Annotated in this window: 18 protein-coding genes; 15 read left to right on the top strand and 3 right to left on the bottom strand. The window is 55.9% G+C overall.

All coding sequences use genetic code 11. The annotated features are described in order from the left end of the window. Positions 1–45: 45 nt before the first annotated feature. Positions 46–1,323, bottom strand: coding sequence for a citrate synthase (gene gltA / locus DW349_RS09260; protein WP_108125348.1), 1,278 nt, complete (start codon positions 1,321–1,323; stop codon positions 46–48). 440 nt (positions 1,324–1,763) lie between these two features. On the opposite strand from gltA, the gene sdhC reads away from it, so the two are divergent. The 11 genes from sdhC (at position 1,764) to DW349_RS09205 (ending at position 14,362) form a co-directional block, all read left to right on the top strand. Continuing rightward, on the top strand, positions 1,764–2,138 hold the full coding sequence (gene sdhC, locus DW349_RS09255; RefSeq protein WP_108125347.1) for a succinate dehydrogenase, cytochrome b556 subunit: 375 nt from the start codon (positions 1,764–1,766) through the stop codon (positions 2,136–2,138). Further along, entirely contained in the window at positions 2,132–2,479 is a 348-nt protein-coding gene (gene sdhD / locus DW349_RS09250; protein WP_108125346.1) for a succinate dehydrogenase, hydrophobic membrane anchor protein, read from the top strand. Before sdhC ends, sdhD begins: the two co-directional genes overlap by 7 nt. Positions 2,480–2,483: 4 nt before the next feature. After that, positions 2,484–4,256, top strand: coding sequence for a succinate dehydrogenase flavoprotein subunit (sdhA, locus tag DW349_RS09245; protein WP_108125345.1), 1,773 nt, complete (start codon positions 2,484–2,486; stop codon positions 4,254–4,256). 24 nt (positions 4,257–4,280) lie between these two features. Beyond that, complete coding sequence (locus DW349_RS09240; protein WP_108125344.1) at positions 4,281–4,988, top strand: succinate dehydrogenase iron-sulfur subunit; 708 nt, start codon at positions 4,281–4,283, stop codon at positions 4,986–4,988. A gap of 171 nt (positions 4,989–5,159) precedes the next feature. Beyond that, positions 5,160–8,003 carry a 2-oxoglutarate dehydrogenase E1 component gene (locus tag DW349_RS09235; RefSeq protein ID WP_108125343.1) on the top strand — a complete coding sequence of 948 codons (2,844 nt, stop codon included), beginning with the start codon at positions 5,160–5,162 and terminating at the stop codon, positions 8,001–8,003. 32 nt (positions 8,004–8,035) lie between these two features. Further along, positions 8,036–9,265, top strand: coding sequence for a 2-oxoglutarate dehydrogenase complex dihydrolipoyllysine-residue succinyltransferase (gene odhB / locus DW349_RS09230; protein WP_108125342.1), 1,230 nt, complete (start codon positions 8,036–8,038; stop codon positions 9,263–9,265). A gap of 80 nt (positions 9,266–9,345) precedes the next feature. Next, positions 9,346–10,785: a dihydrolipoyl dehydrogenase gene (gene lpdA, locus DW349_RS09225; protein ID WP_108125341.1), complete on the top strand. Its 1,440-nt coding sequence runs from the start codon at positions 9,346–9,348 to the stop codon at positions 10,783–10,785. Positions 10,786–10,907: 122 nt separating this feature from the next. Next, on the top strand, positions 10,908–12,077 hold the full coding sequence (gene sucC / locus DW349_RS09220) for an ADP-forming succinate--CoA ligase subunit beta (RefSeq protein ID WP_108125340.1): 1,170 nt from the start codon (positions 10,908–10,910) through the stop codon (positions 12,075–12,077). After that, positions 12,074–12,946, top strand: coding sequence for a succinate--CoA ligase subunit alpha (gene sucD, locus DW349_RS09215; RefSeq protein ID WP_108125339.1), 873 nt, complete (start codon positions 12,074–12,076; stop codon positions 12,944–12,946). Before sucC ends, sucD begins: the two co-directional genes overlap by 4 nt. Positions 12,947–13,132: 186 nt before the next feature. Continuing rightward, a complete protein-coding gene (locus DW349_RS09210) occupies positions 13,133–13,723 on the top strand; it encodes a TetR/AcrR family transcriptional regulator (RefSeq protein WP_108125338.1) in 591 nt (196 codons plus the stop codon). Positions 13,724–13,858: 135 nt separating this feature from the next. Beyond that, positions 13,859–14,362: a hypothetical protein gene (locus DW349_RS09205; protein ID WP_108125337.1), complete on the top strand. Its 504-nt coding sequence runs from the start codon at positions 13,859–13,861 to the stop codon at positions 14,360–14,362. A 44-nt stretch (positions 14,363–14,406) separates the two neighbouring features. On the opposite strand, the gene DW349_RS09200 is transcribed toward DW349_RS09205, so the two are convergent. Beyond that, a protein-coding gene (locus tag DW349_RS09200) for an IS3 family transposase (protein WP_420820649.1) occupies positions 14,407–15,632 on the bottom strand; the annotation gives its coding sequence in 2 pieces (ribosomal slippage) (positions 14,407–15,284 and positions 15,284–15,632; 1,227 coding nt in all). A 180-nt stretch (positions 15,633–15,812) separates the two neighbouring features. On the opposite strand from DW349_RS09200, the gene DW349_RS09195 reads away from it, so the two are divergent. Continuing rightward, positions 15,813–16,547: a DUF599 domain-containing protein gene (locus DW349_RS09195; protein WP_108126994.1), complete on the top strand. Its 735-nt coding sequence runs from the start codon at positions 15,813–15,815 to the stop codon at positions 16,545–16,547. Between the two features lie 6 nt (positions 16,548–16,553). Here DW349_RS09195 and DW349_RS09190 read toward each other — a convergent pair whose 3' ends face one another. Next, positions 16,554–17,891, bottom strand: a complete 1,338-nt coding sequence (locus DW349_RS09190; RefSeq protein ID WP_157954440.1) for an MFS transporter — start codon at positions 17,889–17,891, stop codon at positions 16,554–16,556. Between the two features lie 154 nt (positions 17,892–18,045). Here DW349_RS09190 and htpG point away from each other — a divergent pair, with 154 nt between their 5' ends. From htpG to DW349_RS09175, 3 genes are all read left to right on the top strand, one after another. Next, complete coding sequence (gene htpG / locus DW349_RS09185) at positions 18,046–19,947, top strand: molecular chaperone HtpG (protein WP_108126998.1); 1,902 nt, start codon at positions 18,046–18,048, stop codon at positions 19,945–19,947. 114 nt (positions 19,948–20,061) lie between these two features. Continuing rightward, positions 20,062–20,628: a YfaZ family outer membrane protein gene (locus DW349_RS09180; protein ID WP_108127000.1), complete on the top strand. Its 567-nt coding sequence runs from the start codon at positions 20,062–20,064 to the stop codon at positions 20,626–20,628. A gap of 4 nt (positions 20,629–20,632) precedes the next feature. Beyond that, complete coding sequence (locus tag DW349_RS09175) at positions 20,633–21,127, top strand: DUF6586 family protein (protein WP_108127002.1); 495 nt, start codon at positions 20,633–20,635, stop codon at positions 21,125–21,127. The last annotated feature ends 34 nt before the right edge of the window (positions 21,128–21,161 follow it).

Raw genomic sequence — 21,161 nt, 5'->3', positions numbered from 1 at the left:
CCATAAAAAAACCGGCCGAAGCCGGTTTTCTGCAAACGTTCGAGCTTATTTGCCCGGCACGTCGCGTTGGGTGTGACCTTTGTACAACTGACGCGGACGACCGATGCGGTACGCGCCGCTGATCATTTCTTTCCAGTGCGCGATCCAGCCCGGTGTGCGGCCGACGGCAAACAGGACGGTGAACATGTCGGTAGGAATACCCAGGGCTTTGAAGATGATGCCGGAATAAAAATCGACGTTCGGATAGAGTTTTTTCTCGATGAAATACTCGTCTTCCAGCGCGATTTTTTCCAGACGCATGGCGATCTTCAACATCGGGTCGTTGCCAGCACCGAGTTCGGACAGCACTTCGTCACAGGTTGCCTTCATCACTTTGGCGCGCGGGTCGTAGTTCTTGTACACGCGGTGACCAAAGCCCATCAGACGGAACGGATCGTCTTTGTCTTTGGCGCGGGCGATGAATTCTTCGATGCGGGACTCGTCGCCGATTTCTTCGAGCATGGTCAACACGGCTTCGTTAGCACCGCCGTGTGCCGGACCCCAAAGCGCAGCGATACCGGCTGCGATACAGGCGAACGGATTGGCACCGGAAGAACCGGCCAGACGTACGGTAGACGTTGAGGCGTTTTGCTCGTGATCGGCGTGCAGCGTGAAGATTTTGTCCATGGCGCGTGCCAGCGTCGGGCTGACTTTGTAATCCTGCGCCGGGGTGGAGAACATCATGTGCAGGAAGTTCCCACCGTAGGACAGATCGTTCCGCGGATACACGAACGGCTGACCGATGGAGTACTTGTAGGTCATGGCCGCCAGCGTCGGCATTTTGGAAATCAGACGGTGCGCGGCGACTTCACGATGGCGTTCGTTGGTGATGTCCAGCGAGTCGTGATAGAAGGCCGACAGGGCGCCGACCACACCAACCATGATGGCCATCGGATGCGAATCGCGACGGAAACCCTGGAAGAACTGGCGCATTTGTTCATGCACCATGGTGTGGTGACTGATGACGTGCTGGAACTCTTTTTTCTCCGCTGCGCTGGGCAAATCCCCGTACAACAGCAGATAGCAGACGTCCAAATAATCGGCTTTGTTGGCCAGTTGATCAATGGGGTAGCCGCGGTGCAGCAAGACACCTTGGTCGCCGTCGATGTAGGTGATTTCAGACTCGCAGGATGCGGTGGAAACGAAGCCGGGATCGTAGGTGAACAGTCCATTGGCGGTCAGTGACCGTACGTCCACAACATCAGGACCCATCGTGCCAGAAAGTACGGGCAACTCAATCGGGTCGCGTCCTTCGATGACCAACTTGGCAGTCTTGTCAGTCATGAGGGCCTCCTCTGTAAAGCCGGGGTTAGGCGTCGGAAAGGGTGACGCAGAAGGGGTGATGATCAGGCTGCACCTTGGACGGTGACGCTTTCGATATGGAAAAGCGTTGTCTTGCGTCTATCTTTATAGAGTTGTGACGCAGGGTGCGAAATCGCGCACAACTATAGAGAGTTGCGATCGTTTGTCAATTTGACCAAAGCGGCGGCCTAAACCGAAAGTCTCAGTGGCAATGATTAACCAATGACTACAATAGCGGAACCCTATGGGGCCCCCGTAAACACTGCGTTCCCGACCTGTGTCCATTTGTAATTGTTTGCATCGGTCACTATAATTCCGGCGCATTTCGGGGTCGGGCCAACTGCCTTAACCGTGCTTGGCAGAAGGTTTGACCGTTCCAGCCGCCCGTCATTGGGCTTGCACATCAATAAGAGTGAACAGCCGTGAACAATCACCGACCAAAGAACCTTGATCTGGGAACGATACGTTTCCCGATCACTGCCATAGCGTCGATCATTCATCGCATAACGGGTGTCGGCCTTTTCGTCGCTGTCGGCTTTCTGGTCTGGGCGCTGGGCCTGAGTCTGGAATCCCGTCAGGGTTTCGATCAGGTCGTCGCTGTCCTGACGCATCCTCTCGCCAAGTTCATTACCTGGGGCATCCTTTCTTTGGTGGTGTACCACTTCATCGCCGGCATCAAGCATTTGATCATGGACGCAGGTTACGCTGAGACATTGAACGGCGGCACGTGGGCGTCTCGCATTGCTTTGGTTCTGGCTGTTATCGGCATCGTTCTGGCGGGGGTTTGGGTATGGTAAGAAGCATCACTAACCTGTCGCGCAGCGGTCTGTCCGACTGGATGATCCAACGCGTCTCGGCCGTTCTGCTGGCCACCTACACTCTGTTTATTTTTGGTTTCTTCATCGCCAACCCCAATCTCAGCTTCGCCGAATGGCAGCATCTGTTCTCCAGCTTCTGGGTCAAGATCTACACCCTGGTCACCTTGCTGGCCTTGGTCGGCCACATCTGGGTCGGCATGTGGACGGTGGCGACGGACTATCTCAAGAACGCCTGGGTCCGTTTTATCGTGTTGTTCATCATCGCTGTGACCGCCTTCATTTATCTGGTCGCCGGTGTATCGGCTGTGTGGGGTGTATAAAGGTATGGCTACTATTAAGACTATGACTTACGACGCCATCGTCGTCGGTGGCGGTGGCAGTGGTTTGCGCGCTGCGTTGCAGTTGGCGCAATCCGGTTTGAATACTGCGGTGGTATCCAAAGTTTTCCCGACGCGTTCTCACACGGTTTCTGCTCAGGGCGGTATTACCTGCGCGATCGCCAGTGCTGATCCGGATGACGATTGGCGTTGGCACATGTACGACACCGTTAAAGGTTCCGACTACATCGGTGACCAGGACGCGATCGAATACATGTGTTCCGTCGGCCCGGAAGCGGTATTCGAACTGGACCACATGGGCCTGCCGTTCTCCCGTTTTGAAAACGGTCGTATTTATCAGCGTCCTTTCGGCGGTCAGTCCAAAGGTCCGGACAACCCCACTCAGGCCGCTCGTACCTGTGCGGCGGCTGACCGTACCGGTCACGCTCTGTTGCACACGCTCTATCAAGGCAACCTGAAAGCCGGCACCTCTTTTTTGAATGAATGGTACGCGGTCGATCTGGTCACCAACGCCAAAGGCGCGGTGACGGGTGTCGTTGCCATCGAAATCGAAACCGGCGACGTCGTTCATATTCAATCCAAAGCCACAGTACTGGCGACCGGTGGTGCTGGTCGTATTTATGCCTCAACCACTAACGCCCTGATCAACACCGGCGACGGCATCGGCATGGCATTGCGTGCCGGCTTCCACGTCCAGGATATGGAAATGTGGCAGTTCCACCCGACCGGCATCTATGGCGCCGGCACTCTGGTGACCGAAGGTTGCCGTGGTGAAGGTGGCTATCTGATCAATAAAGACGGCGAACGTTTCATGGAACGTTACGCCCCCAACGCCAAAGATTTGGCCGGCCGCGATGTGGTCGCCCGTTCGATGGTGCTGGAAATTCTCGGCGGTCGCGGCGGCGGCCCGGAAGGCGACCACGTCTTCCTGAAACTCGATCACCTGGGTGAAGAACTGCTGCATAGCCGTCTGCCGGGTATCGTGGAATTGTCGAAGACGTTTGCGCACGTCGATCCAGCCAAAGAGCCGATTCCAGTTGTACCGACTTGCCACTATATGATGGGCGGTATTCCGACCAACGTTGGCGGCCAGGCTCTGATGCTGGACGAAAACGGCAACGACAAAGTCATCGACGGCCTATATGCCTGCGGCGAAGCTGCTTGCGTATCCGTACACGGCGCCAACCGTTTGGGCGGCAACTCGCTGCTTGATCTGGTGGTCTTCGGTCGTTCGGCCGGTATGCAGATCGAGAAGACATTGCGTGAAGGTTACGAATCGGATGCGGCCACCGCAGACGACATCGACCGTGCCATGGCGCGTCTGAACGCTCTGGAAAACACCACCGAAGGCGAAAGCGTTGCGGCGGTGAAGAAAGATCTGCAAAACACCATGCAACTGCACTTCGGCGTATTCCGCGAAGGCAAGAGCATGGCCGAAGGTCTGAAAAAGCTGGCAGAGATTCGCGAACGCGTTGGCAAGGTCAAACTCGACGACAAGAGCAAGGCGTTTAACACCGCCCGCATCGAAGCGCTGGAATTGGCCAACCTGCTGGAAGTCGCTGAAGCAACGGCGGTGGCCGCTGAGCAGCGCACCGAAAGCCGCGGCGCACACGCCCGTGAAGATTTCCAGGAGCGTGATGACGAGAACTGGTTGTGTCACTCCATCTTCAAGCCGGGTGAAAAAACCATCGCCAAGCGTGCAGTGAACTTCACCCCTAAAACGGTCGAGCCTTTCCAACCCAAGGTCCGCACTTACTAAGTCGATGCCGATTCGGAGCGCCGTATGAAAGTCAGTATCTATCGTTACAATCCGGAGACCGACAAGAAGCCCTACATGCAGGACTACGAGGTTGAGATCCCGGAAGGCAAGGACCTGATGGTCCTCGACGTCCTCAACCTGGTGAAAGAGCAGGACACCACAGTGTCTTACCGTCGCTCTTGCCGCGAAGGCGTCTGTGGTTCGGATGGTTTGAACATCAATGGCAAAAACGGTTTGGGTTGCATTACCCATCTGTCGGAAGTGAAGGGCGGTCGTGACAAACTGGTCATCCGTCCGTTGCCGGGTCTGCCGGTCATTCGCGACCTGGTGGTCGATATGGGCGTCTTCTATAAGCAGTACGAGAAGATCAAACCTTATCTGATCAACGATCAGCCAGCGCCGGCGATTGAACGCCTGCAAAGCCCGGAAGATCGTGAAAAGCTGGACGGTTTGTACGAGTGCATTCTGTGCGCCTGCTGCTCAACGTCCTGCCCGTCGTTCTGGTGGAACCCGGATAAGTTCGTCGGCCCCGCTGGCTTGCTGCAAGCGTATCGTTTCCTGGCGGACAGCCGCGATACCGCGACCGCAGATCGCCTGGCGGATCTGGACGATCCGTTCAGCGTGTTCCGTTGCCGTGGCATCATGAACTGTGTCAGTGTCTGCCCCAAAGGGCTGAACCCGACTCGGGCAATCGGTCACATCCGGTCTATGCTGTTGGCCAACGCCACTTAATCACGAACAACCGCGTCTCTCGCGGTCAGAAACCCCGGTCCGGCCGGGGTTTTGTTCGGCCCCAGCCTGTGTCGGTAGTTGGGGAGTTCTGAATAGAGAGTGAGTTTTTGAGTCGATGCTGATGGCATCGTGATTTCTTCCGCGGTATTGAACAAACAGGGTTCAAGCACAATGCAAAACGGCACCATGGAGGAACTTTGGTCATCGTCCCATTTATCGGGCGGCAACCAAACCTACCTTGACGAGATGTACGAAGCCTATCTGGCTGATCCTAATTCCGTTCCCGAACAGTGGCGTGCGGTATTCGACAAGCTTCCCAATATCAATGATCAGGTGACGACCGATACCCCGCACGGGCCGGTTCGAGATCATTTCATGTTGCTTGCCAAATCTCCCAAGGTCGCCTCCAACACATTGGCGCCGAGCATTGTCAGCGAACACGAACGCAAACAGGTGCGCGTCCATCAACTGGTGACCGCCTATCGTTTTCGGGGCCACCAGAAAGCCCAGCTCGATCCGCTTGGTTTGACCGAGCGCGATCCGGTGCCGGATCTGGACATGCAATACCACGGCCTGACTCCGGCCGATGAAGACACCGTCTTTCAATGCGACAACATTTATCTGGGTAAAAGCGAAGCGCCGCTGAAAGAAATTGTCGCCGCGCTGGAGCAAACCTATTGCTCATCCATCGGCGCTGAATTCACCCACATTGTGAATACCGCTGAGCGTCGCTGGGTTGAGCAGCGCATGGAATCGGTCCGGTCTCGTCCGGAATATTCGGCTGAAGTCCGACAAAACATTCTTGAGCGCCTGACGGCTGCCGAAGGCCTGGAAAAATTCCTGGGTTCCAAGTATCCAGGCACCAAGCGTTTCGGTCTGGAAGGTGGCGAGTCGCTGATTCCGTTGATGAGCGAGTTGATTCAACGCAGCGGTTCCTACGGTGCCAAAGAACTGGTGATCGGCATGGCCCACCGCGGCCGACTGAACATGCTGATCAACATTCTGGGTAAGAACCCGGCGGATTTGTTCGAAGAATTCGAAGGCAAATCCTTCCTGTCTCAGGGTTCCGGCGACGTTAAATATCACCAGGGTTTCTCTTCCAACGTCATGACCTCCGGCGGCGAAGTGCACCTGGCGCTGGCGTTCAACCCGTCGCATTTGGAAATTGCGTCACCCGTGGTGGAAGGCTCGGTTCGTGCCCGTCAGGATCGTCGCGGCGATCACAGTGGCGATCAGGTCGTTCCGGTCAACATTCATGGCGATGCAGCTTTTGCCGGCCAGGGCGTGGTTATGGAGACATTCCAGATGTCTCAGACCCGCGCTTACACCACTGGCGGCACCATTCACATCATCATCAACAACCAGGTTGGCTTCACCACCTCCAAGCGCATCGATGCCCGCTCAACCGAGTACTGCACCGACATCGCCAAGATGGTTCAGGCGCCGATTTTCCATGTGAACGGCGACGACCCGGAAGCGGTGATTTTCGTCACCCAGTTGGCGGTTGATTATCGTCAGCAGTTCAAGCGCGATGTGGTGATTGATCTGGTGTGCTACCGCCGTCGTGGCCACAACGAAGCCGACGAACCGGCAATGACTCAGCCGCTGATGTATCAAGCCATTCGTGCGCGTAAGAGCACGCTGGAACTGTACGCCAACCAGTTGGTGGAGCAGGGCGTGGTCAGCGAGGCCGTCGTCAAGAGCATGGCGGACGACTACCGCGATGCGCTCGACAAGGGCGAGCACGTGGTCAAGGCCCTGGTAAAAGAGCCGAACAAGTCGCTGTTCGTCGACTGGACGCCTTATCTGAACCAGCCGGTGGTTGATCAGTTCGACACCAGTTGGCCGCTGAAAGACCTGCAGGCACTGGCCGACGACATCAACCTGATGCCTGAAGGTTTCCCGTTGCAGCGTCAGGTTGGCAAGGTGATTTCCGACCGCGAAAAAATGGCTAAAGGCGCCATGCCGTTGAACTGGGGCATGGCCGAGCTGCTGGCCTACGCCACGCTGGTAAAAGAAGGCCATCCGATTCGGATGACCGGCCAGGATTCCGGCCGCGGTACCTTCGGCCACCGCCACGCGGTACTGCACAATCAGAAAGACGGCAGCACCTATACGCCGCTGGCGCATCTGTACGAAAACCAGCCGACTTTTGAAGTCTACGACTCCTTCCTGTCTGAAGAAGCGGTTGTTGCCTTTGAATACGGTTACTCAACCACCACGCCGAATGCGTTGGTGGTTTGGGAAGCCCAGTTTGGTGACTTTGCCAACGGTGCTCAGGTGGTGATCGACCAGTTCATCACGTCCGGTGAACACAAGTGGGGCCGTTTGTGCGGTCTGGTTATGTTGTTGCCGCACGGCTACGAAGGCCAGGGCCCGGAACACTCTTCGGCTCGACTGGAGCGTTTCCTGCAATTGTGCGCCGAGCAGAACATTCAGGTGTGCATGCCGACTACACCGGCGCAGGTCTATCACATGCTGCGTCGTCAGGCGCGTCGTAACCTGCGCAAGCCGCTGGTGGTGATGTCGCCGAAGAGTCTGCTGCGTCACAAGGATGCCGTCTCCAGTCTGGAAGAATTGGCCGAAGGCAGCTTCCAGACCGTCATCGATGAAACCAATGCCGATATCGATCCGAAGCAGGTTGAGCGCGTCGTGTTCTGTTCCGGCAAGGTGTATTACGACCTGATCGAGAAGCGTCAGAAAGAAGAGGTGAAGAACGTCGCCATCGTCCGCATTGAGCAGCTGTATCCGTTCCCGGAAGAGCGGCTGTACGAAGTGCTGTCTGGCTACAAAAACCTCAAGGACGTGATCTGGTGTCAGGAAGAGCCGATGAATCAGGGCGCCTGGTATTCCAGCCAGCACCACATGCGCAAAGTGTTGCAGAAAGTGAATTCCAGCCTGTATTTGAACTACGCAGGCCGTGACGCTTCAGCATCACCGGCGGCGGGTTATATGGCACTGCATTTAGAACAACTTGAAAAATTCCTTAACGAAGCAATTTTGTTTGCTCAGTGATATCGACGCTCTACGACTAAGGATCCGTACAGATGGCCACAGATATTAAAGCACCACAATTTCCAGAGTCCGTCGCTGACGGCACCATTGCGACTTGGCACAAGAAGCCGGGTGAAGCGTGCTCACGCGACGAACTGATCGTCGATATCGAAACCGACAAAGTCGTGCTGGAAGTGGTAGCGCCGGCAGACGGCGTTATTAAAGAAATCAAGAAAGAAGAAGGCGACACCGTTGAAAGCCAGGAAGTGATTGGCATCTTCGAAGAAGGTGCCGCTGGCAGCGCGGGCAAGTCGGAAGAAAAACCGGCCGAAGCCGAAGCCAAAGCCGAACCGGCACCAGCCGCGGCTTCTGGCGGTGATGCCGATGCAGCCATGAGCCCGGCTGCTCGCAGACTGGCGGACGAAAAAGGCCTGACCGCTGCCGACATCGCCGGTTCCGGAAAAGGTGGTCGCATCACCAAAGAAGACGTGGTTAATGCGACTGCCTCCAGTGCCAAAGCCGGGGCCTCCGCTCCTGCCGTACCGAGCGCTGCCGCCAGCGTTAGCATTCCGGCCGGTGAGCGCACCGAAAAACGCGTGCCGATGACCCGTCTGCGTAAGCGTGTTGCTGAACGTCTGCTCGACGCCAAAAACAGCACCGCCATGTTGACCACGTTCAACGAAGTCAACATGCAGCCGATCATGGATCTGCGCGCACGCTACAAAGACACTTTCGAGAAAGCGCACAACGGCACTCGCCTGGGCTTCATGTCGTTCTTCACCAAGGCGGCCACCGAAGCACTGAAGCGCTTCCCGGAAGTGAACGCCTCTATCGATGGCGACGACATCGTGTATCACGGCTACTTTGATATCGGCGTGGCCGTGTCCAGTGACCGTGGCCTGGTGGTTCCGGTACTGCGCGATACTGACCAGATGAGTCTGGCAACCATCGAAAGCACCATCCGTGATTTCGGCAAGCGCGCCCAGGAAGGCAAACTGGGTCTGGAAGACATGCAGGGCGGTACCTTCACCATCACCAACGGTGGCGTGTTCGGTTCACTGTTGTCGACACCGATTCTGAACCCGCCACAAACAGCTATCCTGGGCATGCACAAAATCCAGGAACGCCCGATGGCCGTCAACGGCGAAGTGAAAGTGTTGCCGATGATGTATCTGGCGCTGTCTTACGACCACCGTCTGATCGACGGCAAGGAAGCGGTGCAGTTCCTGGTCGCCATCAAAGACATGCTGGAAGATCCGGCTCGCATTCTGCTCGAACTGTAATAGCGGACCGACATTATTTCGGGTTGAGGCCGGCAGCGACGCCGGTGCAACCCAGAACTCATCGTTAAAGGTAGAAACAGATGGCACAACAGTTTGATGTAGTAGTGATCGGCTCCGGCCCGGGCGGATATGTGGCGGCGATTAAGGCCGGCCAACTGGGTTTGAAGACGGCCATCGTCGAGAAGTGGCTCGATAAAGACAACAAACCTTCTTACGGCGGCACCTGCTTGAACGTCGGTTGTATTCCGTCCAAAGCGCTGCTCGAATCTTCTGAACACTTCCATCAGGCCAAGCACGAATTCGACATTCACGGTATTTCACTGAAAGACCTGAAAATCGACGTCAAAGGCATGATGGACCGCAAAGCCGGCATCGTTAAACAATTGACCGGCGGCGTATCTGGCCTGCTCAAAGGCAACGGCGTGACTGCCTTCGAAGGCAAGGGCATGCTCAAGGCCAATAAGGTTGTTGAAGTGACCTTGCACGACGGCTCCGTTGAAACTCTGGAAGCCAAGAACGTCATTCTGGCAACGGGTTCTGTGCCGGTGGAAATTCCGCCGACACCGCTGACCGAAGGCGTGATCGTCGATTCTGAAGGCGCATTGTCGTTCGATTCTGTACCCAAGCGTCTGGGCGTTATCGGCGCTGGCGTGATCGGTCTGGAATTGGGCTCTGTCTGGAAACGTCTGGGTTCCGACGTGGTCATCCTCGAAGCCATGGACAAGTTCCTGGCCGCAGCAGACCAGGGCATCGCCAAAGACGCGCTGAAATACTTCACCAAGAAAGAAGGTCTGGACATCCGTCTGGGTGCCCGCGTGACCGGTTCCAGCGTCAAGAAAAATCAGGTTGAAGTGACTTTTGAAACCGCCGAAGGCGAGCAGAAAGAAACCTTCGACAAGCTGATCGTCGCTGTCGGTCGTCGTCCGTACACCGAAGGCTGCCTGGACAAAGGCTGTGGTGTCGATCTGGATCAGCGCGGCTTTATTCAAGTCGACGATCAGTGCGCTACGACTGTACCGGGCGTCTACGCCATCGGTGACGTCGTTCGTGGCCCGATGCTGGCTCACAAAGGTTCAGAAGAAGGTTTGATGGTGGCTGAAATCATCGCCGGCCATAAAGCCCAGATGAACTACGACGCTATTCCGAGCGTCATTTATACACACCCGGAAATCGCTTGGGTCGGCAAGACAGAAGAAGAACTGAAAAACGAAGGCGTGGACTACAAAGTCGGCGCCTTCCCGATGGCGGCCATTGGCCGTGCCATGGCGCAAAACGCCACTGACGGCCAGGTGAAGATCATCGCCGATGCCAAGACCGACCGGGTTTTGGGCATGCACATCTTCGCAGCCGGGGCATCCGAAATGATCGCCCAGGGCGTGATCGCTCTGGAATTTGCGTCCAGTGCCGAAGACCTGCAGTTGACCTGCTTCGCGCACCCGACCAATTCTGAAGCGGTACACGAAGCGGCTCTGGCGGTCGACAACATCGCCATCCACAAAGTTAATCGCAAGAAACGTTGATAGATGAAGAAGCCGGAGGTTCGCCTCCGGTTTTCTTATTCGCTAATCAGAGTGCGACCCGGGCGAAACCGACGACAATAAAAAATTCCCCCTGAACACTCGCGTTCAAAACGGAAAGAACCATGAACCTACACGAGTACCAATCCAAGCAGCTGTTTAAAGAGTACGGCTTGCCGGTGTCCGATGGCTTTGCCTGCGATACCCCGGAAGAAGCTGTGGCTGCCGCCAAGAAGATCGGCGGTGACATGTGGGTCGTTAAAGCCCAGGTGCACGCAGGCGGTCGCGGTAAGGCCGGTGGTGTGAAGCTGGTCAAGAGCGACGCCGAGATTCGCGAATTCTCCGAGAAATGGCTGGGCAAGAACCTGGTGACTTTCCAGACCGATGAAAACGGTCAGCCAGTCAGCAAGATTCTGGTCGAATCCTGCACCGACATCGCCAAAGAACTGTACCTGAGTGCGGTTCTAGACCGTGGTAGCCGCCGCATCGTTTTCATGGCGTCCACCGAAGGCGGTGTCGAGATCGAGAAAGTGGCCGAAGAAACGCCGGAGAAAATCCTGCGTGCGCAGATCGATCCGCTGGTTGGCGCTCAGCCGTTCCAGGCGCGTGACATCGCTTTCCAACTGGGTCTGCAAGGTGAGCAAATCAAACAGTTCACCAAGATCTTCCTGGGTCTGGCCAAGCTGTTCGAAGATAAAGACCTGGCGCTGATCGAAGTGAACCCGCTGGTTATCACCGACGAAGGCAACCTGCATTGCCTGGATGCCAAGATCAACGTCGATGGCAACGCCTTGTTCCGTCAGAAGCAAATCGCCGACATGCGTGACCCGTCTCAGGAAGACGAGCGCGAAGCCCGTGCCGCTGCCTGGGAACTGAACTATGTGGCGCTCGATGGCAACATCGGTTGCATGGTGAACGGCGCCGGTCTGGCGATGGGCACTATGGACATCGTTAAACTGCACGGCGGCAAGCCGGCCAACTTCCTCGACGTAGGTGGTGGCGCGACCAAAGAGCGTGTGGCGGAAGCGTTCAAGATCATCCTGTCCGACACCTCGGTTAAAGCCGTACTGGTCAACATCTTCGGCGGCATCGTGCGCTGCGACATGATCGCAGAAGGCATTATCGGTGCGGTGGAAGAAGTCGGCGTGAAAGTGCCGGTTGTGGTTCGTCTGGAAGGCAACAACGCCGAACTGGGCTCCAAGAAATTGGCCGAAAGTGGCCTGAACATCATTGCCGCCGCTTCCTTGACCGATGCTGCCGAGAAAGTGGTTAGCGCAGCCGGAGGTGCCGCATGAGCGTACTGATCGATAAAAACACCAAGGTTATCTGCCAGGGCTTTACCGGCTCTCAGGGCACCTTCCACAGCGAACAAGCCATTGAGTACGGAACGCAGATGGTCGGCGGTGTATCGCCGGGCAAAGGCGGCACCACTCACCTGGGCTTGCCGGTATTCAACACCGCGCGCGAAGCCGTTGAAGCGACTGGCGCAACCGCCTCTGTGATCTACGTTCCGGCAGCGTTCTGCCTGGACGCCATCATTGAAGCAGCCGACAGCGGCGTTGAGCTGGTGGTGTGCATCACCGAAGGCATCCCGACTCTGGACATGCTGAAGGCCAAAGAATACGTCGACCGTAAAGGCGTGCGTATGATCGGCCCGAACTGCCCGGGCGTGATCACTCCGGGAGAGTGCAAAATCGGCATCATGCCGGGCCACATTCACAAGCCGGGTAAAGTCGGCATTGTGTCTCGCTCCGGTACTCTGACGTACGAAGCCGTTAAGCAGACCACAGACTACGGTTTCGGCCAGTCTTCCTGCGTCGGCATTGGTGGTGACCCGATTCCGGGTTCCAACTTCATCGACATCCTGGAGATGTTCGAGAAGGATCCGCAGACCGAAGCCATTGTCATGATCGGTGAAATCGGTGGTAACGCGGAAGAAGACGCCGCAGCCTACATCAAAGCCAACGTCACCAAGCCGGTGGTTTCTTACATCGCCGGTGTGACTGCACCTCCGGGCAAGCGCATGGGCCATGCCGGCGCCATCATTGCCGGTGGTAAAGGCACCGCTGATGAGAAATTTGCTGCGTTGGAAGACGCCGGTGTGAAAACCGTTCGTTCGCTGGCTCAAATCGGCGAAGCACTGAAAGAAATTACTGGCTGGTAAGTCGGTTTCTATTCAGTGGAAAAGGCAGCTTCGGCTGCCTTTTTTGTTGCGCTGAAAACGCTGAGATGCCGGTGAACAATGTGACAGGGCAGTAACAATAAAATCAGGTTATCAGGCTTGACAGTTAATCTACCAACTAGTAGGTTACACGCATTGATAAGCGAGTAACGATAGAAGGGCAACCCGGTGTCGATTGAACTATCTCCTAAGGCCACAGAAATAGCGGACTACACTCAATCTCTGTTGGTGTCGGGGGGGTATAACAGTTTCAGTTACGCGACCATCGCGGCGCAGGTAAAAATCAGCAAAGCCAGTATTCATCACCACTTTCCCAGTAAGGCGGAGTTGGTTCAGGTGGTGGTTGCCCGCTATCGGGAAACGGCACGGCAAGGGTTGTCGATGATTGAGCAGGCACACCCGCAGCCGCTGGACGCACTGAACGCTTACATGAACTATTGGTCAGGCTGCATTCTGGAAGGCGTGTCGTCATTCTGTATCTGCGCCATGTTGGCGTCGGAAATTCCCTCCATTCCGAGCGAAGTGGCCGATGAGGTTCGGGGGCATTTCGAGGATCTGTCCACCTGGCTGAGTAACATTTTGGCGTTGGGCAGCGAGCAGGGCGTGTTTGTTCTGAACAACACGCCTGAGACCGAAGCCAGAGCGCTGATGGCCTACGTGCACGGCTCCATGCTGGCGGCTCGCGGCCTGGGTGATCCTCAGGTGTTTCCTACCTTGACTGCTTTGGCCGTGGATCGACTCACGGCACAGTCCTCTTAAAGGAGGTTGCCAGTAAAAATTTATCCGCAAAGCCTACCAACTAGTAGGCGGCTTTAAGAAAGAAAGTTTGCTGAGACGGTTCGACTGTCACGCATCAACCATGATTCGAATTCACGCTTAAAGGAGAACATTGCTATGCCACATCCCATTTCCTTGTTGGGTGCAATACACACGTTGATCAGTCTGGTTCCTCTGATCGTTGGCGCCTACGCCTTCGCCCGCTATGCGCAGATTGATCCGAGTAAACGCTCTGGGCAGATTTATTTGGCCGGAACGGCCTTGGCGGTTATCACTGCCTTTGGTGTTTCCAGCACCGGCGGTATTAACCCGGGCCATATTTTTGGCATCGTCGTTCTGGTCATCGCTTTAGGCGGCGCCTGGGCGAGCAAGTTGAATTTCCTCGGTCGCAGTCGTCCGTACCTGTCGACCTTTGCGTTGTCGTTCAGCTATTTGCTGTCGCTGGTGCCGGGCACCAACGAAACCCTGACCCGTTTACCGGTGTCACATCCGCTGGCTGACGGCCCTACATCGCCCGTAGTTCAGATGACACTGCTGGCGTGGTTGGTGGTGTTTGTTGTTGGCTTCACGCTGCAATGCTGGTTGATTCGGTCTCGCAATAAAGCCATGGCAGCGGGCTGATTTTTTAAGCTCTGACCCGTCCTAAAATACGTTGACGGTTTTAATCAAGCCAGTTGCGCCCAGCAACTGGCTTTTTTATGCACTTCATCCGGCGTTTTCATACCCAGACTCAAGTGCGGCCTTAACCGGTTGTACGCCCTGATCGATTGCTCCACCAAGACCCCCAGCTCTTCAAAAGTGTTGCAGCGCTCAACCAAAAACTCTTGCTTGAGGATGCCATTCACTCGCTCCGCCAGCGCGTTTTGATAGCAGTCGTACCCGTCCGTCATTGACGGCTTGACCTCATACCGCCGCAACACCGCTTGATAGACCGCCGAACAGTACTGCACACCCCGGTCCGAGTGGTGGATCAATGGATGAGCATACATCCTCTGGCGCAGCGCTCGGGTTAACGCCTTCACCGTGTCCGTCGCCTTCATCTCTCGGCTCAGTTCGTGGCCCATAATGCGCCGCGAGAAGGCGTCGGTGACCAGCGACAGGTAATGCACGCCTTCTCGACTCTCCAGGTAGGTGATGTCGGCGACAAACGCCTGTTCTGGACGACTCCAGCGTTGGTTGTTGTAGAGGTTTGGGTGTCTTTTCAGCCAGTGACGACTGTCTGTGGTTTTGGTGTAGCGGCGCTTTGGGCGGATGAGCAGGCGCTGTTGGCGCAGATAATCAAATAAGCCATCCCGACCTAACTTGATGCCCAATCGCTCCCAGTCGGCCTGCAGTAAGTGATACAGCTTACGCGTGCCCAGTCGCGGTAGCTGTCGCCGCACGTCTTGAACCAGCGTCAGCACCGGCTGTAATTCGGCCTGGCGCCGTCGGTGCCGCTGCACACGCTGATAGAGGCCTTGCCGGGAGCAACCAAAGAGCGCGCACGTCCGGCTCAGGCTTACTTTGCCCTGCGCTTGAAGGCGTCGCGCTCCTTGGCTAAATACTTTTTTCGCAGTTCGGTCCCATGCTCTTCATCCATGATGGTGATCATTTCATTGAGGACCAGGTTGCGCGTGCGCTCGTCATCCAGCTCTTTTTCCAGACGCTTGATGCGTTGCTCGGGGGTTTCTTTTGAGGGGGGCATGGCGGCACTCCTCGTCTGTGTCCAGTCGCGTTGGCCGTGCTTGCACAGCCAGACTAGCACAGTGCTGCGCCCCTGAATGCCATAGCGATCTTGCGCCTGTTTGTAGGTGAGTTCGCCTTTTTCGACTTGCTCGACGACAGCCAGTTTAAAGCCGAGGTTGTAATCACGCTGTGTGCGCTTCTTACGGGTGATAGTTGGCTTATCCATACGTTGCTCCTGTGGGTGTCAACGTATTTCAGGACGGGTCACTCTGTCGATTCAAAGCCCGATGCTCTGTCGGGCTTTTTTGCGTCCCCGTCACGACAGTCTGTGATTGCTGGCGCTCTCTCTTGGCGGGCAGCTGCTCTACAATGCTGAGCATCAACTGAAGGCAACAAGGACGCTCAGATGCCGCCGTTTTTTGATTGGCTCGCTTTATTGATCTTTATTTCGGGTTGGCTCGCATACACCCGCTATGCCTCAGTGGAAGGCAAGCGCCGACACAGTTTGTCGTCGATCATGCATCACTTTCGCATTGATTGGATGCGCCGACTGTTGCGCCGGGAAAATCGAGTGGCCGATATGTCGGCGGTGGGCAATCTGGAGCGCAATTCGGCGTTCTTTGCCTCGGCCTGTTTGTTTGCTGTCGGTGGTTTGATTACCGTTCTGGCGGCGTCGGAACAGGTGATGGCATTGCTCAACGACATCTCGTTCGTTCAGGACGGCACCAAGGAAATGTGGGAAGCCAAGGTGGGCGTGCTGATCTGCGTGTACATCTACGCTTTTCTCAGTTTCACCTGGAGCATGCGGCAATTTGGTTTTCTGTCGGTGATGATTGGTTCTGCACCCACGCCAACCGAAAGCATCGACGACGGCGTGAAACGTATCTTTGCGTTGCACACCGCCGAAGTGATGGACCTGGCCGGTAAGCAATTCAATCTCGGATTGCGCGCTTTCTATTTCAGCCTGGCGGTGGTGGGTTGGTTTATCGGGCCGTTCTGGTTCATCACTGGCACGGTGGTGATCATTGCGGTGTTGTACCGACGCGAGTTTCGCAGCAACACCCTGAAGAAATTAATCCGGGCCCGTGGGTTGGACCCGAATCTGCCCATCATGCACAGCGAAGATGACGAGGCGGCCTGAGTCGCCTTAATTGGAAGTCGCCTGACCAGGCCCCTGGGCGATGGCTTCTTTCAACGGCACCCGACGCAACAGCAGTGCGCCCAATACAAAATACGCCATGATGACCAGCAACGCGTTGTGACGACCGATGGCGTCCGACACCGGACCGAAAATCATGCCCAGAATAATCGCCAGGCGTCCGGCGGTGCCCCACAAACCAAACAGCAAAGCCGAATCTTCTGGTCGCGCCAGCAAACCAACGATGGTGCGACTGGCGCTTTGCGTTGCGCCCATAGCGCTGCCCGCGATGAAGGAAATGATGACGAACAGCGTCACCGTTTCCAGCCCAGACACGGCTTGCAGTGGCGCCAGAAAATAAATGCCCAGCAAACCAAGCAGCCACCAGGCCAGCGACAGCATCAGGGTGTTTTTTGAACCCAGTTTGTCTTCCAGAAATCCAAAGCCAATCGCACCGGCCATGGACGCAATTTGCAACGTGGCACCGATGATCAGCAATTGGGTGCCAACGATTCCGATCTCTTCCTGAGCGTAGATGCCGAAGAATTTCACCACCACCGACACACCGGCCATAAACACCATAAACGCGATGAAGAAATGGAACAGCACCGGGTAGTCACCAACCAGACTGCGAGCGGCGGTAAGACGTGCCTTGGCAGCACTGAACAGCAGACTCCAGTTGGCGTTTTCAAAACCGGGGCGGGGCAGGGCTCGTTCTTTGACGAACAGGAAAGTGGGCAGGGCGCCCAGACCGTAGAAGACTGCGATCGCCACCATAGCGAGTTGGTTCTGATCGATGTAGAGATCGAAGTTGTCCGCCGCGCTGGTGGTGACGATGGCAATGATCATCAGCAGGCTCAGCAACCCGCCGATGTAACCGATGCCCCAGCCGATGCCGGAAATGCGACCCATGTTGTCACGCGTGGCGAGTTCGGTCAGGAAACTGGCGATAAAGCTTTCCGACAGCATCCAGGCCGTGTTGGAGCAAACTAAAAACGCCATGCCCAACGCGATGTTGCCAGGATCGACAAAATACAGCCCGCCGGTGGCAATCACCGACACCCAGGTGCACCAGGCTAAATAGCGTTTCTTGTGGCCGCTGTAATCGCACAGCACCCCAACCAACGGCGCCAGGATAATGGCCAGGCCGGTCGAAATAGCCACGCTGGCTGCCCAAAAGGAGTTTTTCAGATGCGCCAGTTCCGGTGGCACGATGTAAGCGACAAAAAAAGCGGAATAGATAAAAGAGACAACAACGGTGGTGTAACTGGAATTGGCGAAGTCATACATCGCCCAGCCGAAAATTTCCCGTTTGCGAACGGCTGGGGTGGTATCAGTGGTACTCATAGGATGGGCTTCCTTGTAACCAGGGCGCGTCGACATGACGGCCGAGCCAGTGTGCCTGAGCGGTGAAAGTGAGGGAAGCGGGCCAGACCGCTTGAAATGAGAACGTCGGCCCATAAATTGGGAACACCGTTAAGTTATTGATTTGAGGTGATCTATGTCTGAAACCCAACAAGAAACGCTCAGTTTTCAGACGGAAGTCAAACAACTGCTGCAATTGATGATTCACTCGCTGTACTCGAACAAGGAAATTTTCCTGCGCGAGTTGATTTCCAATGCATCCGACGCCGCCGACAAACTGCGTTTTCGCGCGCTAAAAGACGACAGTCTGATGGCCGACGACAGCGAACTTAAAATCCGCATCGAGTTCGACAAAGATGCCAAGACGCTGACGCTGACCGACAACGGCATCGGCATGAGCCGTGACGATGTGGTGGCGAATCTGGGCACCATCGCCAAGTCCGGCACGGCCGAGTTCCTGCAAAATCTCACTGGAGATGAACGCAAGGATAGCCAGCTTATTGGTCAATTTGGTGTCGGCTTCTATTCGGCGTTTATCGTTGCCGACAAAGTGGATGTGTTTACCCGTCGTGCCGATTTGCCCGCCAGTGCTGGTGTGCACTGGAGCAGTGCCGGTGACGGCGAATTCACGCTCGGTGATCTCGAACTGCCGCAACGCGGCACGCGCATCGTGCTGCATTTGAAAGCCGACAGTACTGACTTCGCCGACGGCTGGCGTTTGCGCAATTTGATCCGTAAGTATTCCGATCACATCTCCATTCCGGTGCAGATGTTCAAGGAAAACTATGGAGAAGAGGACGACGACAAGGCCGAATCGGAATGGGAAACCGTCAACAGCGCCACGGCTTTGTGGACGCGCTCGCAAAGCGAGATCAAAGACGACGAATACCAGGAACTGTACAAGCACATTTCGCACGATTACGGCGATGCACTGACCTGGAGCCACAACAAGGTCGAAGGCAAGATGGAATACACCAGCTTGCTGTATGTACCGGCCAAGGCGCCCTTTGATTTGTGGAACCGCGAACGCGCGCGAGGCCTGAAGCTGTATGTGCAACGCGTCTTTATCATGGACGACGTTGAACAGTTCCTGCCGATGTATTTGCGCTTCGTCAAAGGCATTGTCGATTCCAACGATCTGCCGTTGAACGTCAGCCGCGAAATTCTGCAAAGCAACGATGCCATCGATGCCATGCGCGCAGCCTTGAGCAAACGCGTGCTCGACATGCTGAGCAAGCTGGCGAAAAAAGACCCGGAAAAATACCAGGCGTTCTGGGATGAATTCGGTCAGGTTTTGAAAGAAGGCCCGGCCGAAGATTCATCAAACAATGAGAAAGTTGCCAAGCTGTTGCGCTTTGCCACTACGCACAGCAATGAAGCAAAGCAGGACCAATCGCTCGACGATTACATCGTGCGGATGAAAGAGGGCCAGGACAAAATCTACTACGTCGCTGCCGACAGCCATCAGACCGCCAAGAACAGCCCGCACCTGGAAGTCTTCCGCAAGAAAGGCATCGAAGTGTTGCTGATGAGTGATCGCATCGACGAGTGGCTGATGGGTTATCTGCGCGAGTACGACGGCAAACAATTTGTCGACGTAGCACGGGGCGGGCTGGATCTTTCTGGTGTTGAAACCGAGGAAGAAAAAGCGGCTCAACAAAAGGCCAACGACGAACACAAGCCTTTGCTTGAGCGCTTGCAGACGTTGTTGGAAAGCGAGGTCGAGTTCGTGCGCATGACGCATCGTCTGGTCGAATCACCAGCGTGTATCGTGGTGGGTGACGACGACATGGGCGCGCAAATGCGTCGCATCATGGAAGCTGCCGGTCAGCCGGTGCCGGAAACCAAACCGATTTTTGAGCTGAATCCGGAGCATCCGTTGGTGCGTCGTCTTGAAGCCGAAGCCAACGATGAGCGCTTCGCCGATCTGGCTAACATCTTGTTGGAGCAGGCGCGTCTGGCCGAAGGTTCTCATCCCAAAGATGCGGCGGCCTTCGTCGCCCGGCTGAACAAGCTGCTGCTCGATTTGGCCGGTTAATTTAACGAAACGGGCATCTCCGGCCGTGCCTCTTTCACAGAGGTGACGGTCGGGTGATGTCGCTGTTCGGTGAATTCAGTACAATCGGCGCCGAACGTATTCTGGAGCTCCTGCATGTTTTTTAAACACGGGTGGTTGGCGCTGATCGCCGCCGTTTTGCCGTTGGCGGCCAACGCTGGCGGCGCCATCGATTTTTCCCTGTCCGACACCTCTGTCCGTCTTGAACACGAAGCGGTACGCACTGGCACTTCCGCACACATCACTACCGGTGTGCTCTACAGCGAACGCTACAGCAGCGAAAGCACCTTTGCGTTCAGCGCAGGCTTTAACGCTGTTGATGCCACCTTGCAAAACCGCGAGATGATTGGCGGCATCGGCTTCAAGGGCTATTTCTTTGAAGACCGCGTGGACGCCGGCGGCGCCATTGCCGTGGGTGGTTTTCTGCGTTGGAACCCGGACTTCATGAATGGCCTGGGTGCCGAAGGCAGCCTGTACTACTCGCCGCAGATTTTGGCGTTTAACAGCCTGGACGGCTTTCAGGACATTCATGCCCGTGTGACGTACAAAGTGCTGCCTCAGGCTCGTGTTTTTGTCGGCTGGCACGATGTCTCGTCTTACCGTGGCTCCAGCAACGTCAAGGTAGATAACGCCGTCCACCTTGGCTTCCGCATGAACTATTGATGCCATGAACCGCCGTGCTCAAACCAATCTGTTGCTGTATCAAGCGCGGCTGATGCTCGATCAGGCACAGCAAGCCGTGTTGCCGGCTGCGGTTGAAGCCTGCGAAGAAGCCGCGGCGGTTTTTATGCATCGAGCTTTGCGGGCAGTTCTGGCAGAAGCAGCGGAGGCCTATGGCCAATCGTTGACGGCTGACCGGCCGGTTCACGAATTGCTGCGCCAACTGGGCGAGCAGCGCCCGGATGCCTGGGAAGTTCGAACTTTAAAAGACGCCTTGTCGCAGCCGGAACATTGGTTGGCTCAGTTGCACCAGATCAGCGAACACTGGTCCGGTCGGGTGGGACAAGCGGCCGCCAGGCCGACGGCATCGACCGAACGTATCGAATTGGTTGCCGAAGGTAACGACGGCGCTAACAGCAACACTACAAATCATTACCGCATCTGGTTAGCCGACCTGCAACAATGGGTTGATCGCATTCGTGAGCTTGGTGACTTTCATTAAATTGACTGTCACTGAGTTGCTGTCCATGCACCGA

The sequence above is a fragment of the Saccharospirillum mangrovi genome, assembly GCF_003367315.1.
Classification (GTDB): Bacteria; Pseudomonadota; Gammaproteobacteria; order Pseudomonadales; family Natronospirillaceae; genus Saccharospirillum; species Saccharospirillum mangrovi.
This window is presented reverse-complemented; position numbering and strand designations above follow the sequence as displayed.